The organism is Lentzea flava (assembly GCF_014648475.1).
Taxonomy (GTDB): Bacteria; Actinomycetota; Actinomycetes; order Mycobacteriales; family Pseudonocardiaceae; genus Lentzea; species Lentzea flava.
Genome location: NZ_BMRE01000184.1, coordinates 1 through 540, shown reverse-complemented (window position 1 = coordinate 540; position 540 = coordinate 1). Strand labels below are relative to the sequence as shown.

The 540-nt window shown below is 72.2% G+C and carries 1 protein-coding gene; it reads right to left on the bottom strand.

What is annotated here, in order from left to right:
• Positions 1-485 (bottom strand): transposase (locus IEZ09_RS46085; RefSeq protein ID WP_189260168.1); only part of this gene is annotated, 485 nt, incomplete at its 3' end.
• Positions 486-540: the final 55 nt, after the last annotated feature.

Below are 540 nucleotides of genomic sequence, written 5' to 3'. Positions count from 1 at the left end.
GGGCCGGTCCAGAACAGCCAGATCGGTTTCTCGGCGGGGTCGGCGGACTGGATGCGGATTACGCTGCCGCGCACGATCCCGCGGGTCTTGCCCGAGTGCGGGACGTGACCGGGCTCGTGGAGTTTCTTGGAGTGCCGCGGGTGCAGCCCGTGCCAGGCCAGCACCGACAGCTCGCGTGGGCGGCCCCGGTCCGGCCGGGGCGGGGCGATCCTGATCTCGTCGGGCTGCGGCCAGGTCGCGGGCGTGGACAGTTTCATCCGCGGTCCGTGGACCGGCGGCCGGCCACGAGCGTCCGCTGTGCGCGGTGGCGGGTCGGTGAGCATCACCGAGTCCGAGCGGACCCGGACCAGCAACCCCACCGGCAGCCCGGCCAGCTGACGGCCGATCCAGACCGCGCTGTAGTCACCGTCCATGCACACCACCGGCACCCGCGCCGCGCCGGAGGGCAACCGGTCGAGCAGTGCTCTGATCTGGGCGACCGCCACCTTGTGATGGTTGTCTCCGGGACAGATCCGCTCGAGATCGACCGGCGGTGCCCAC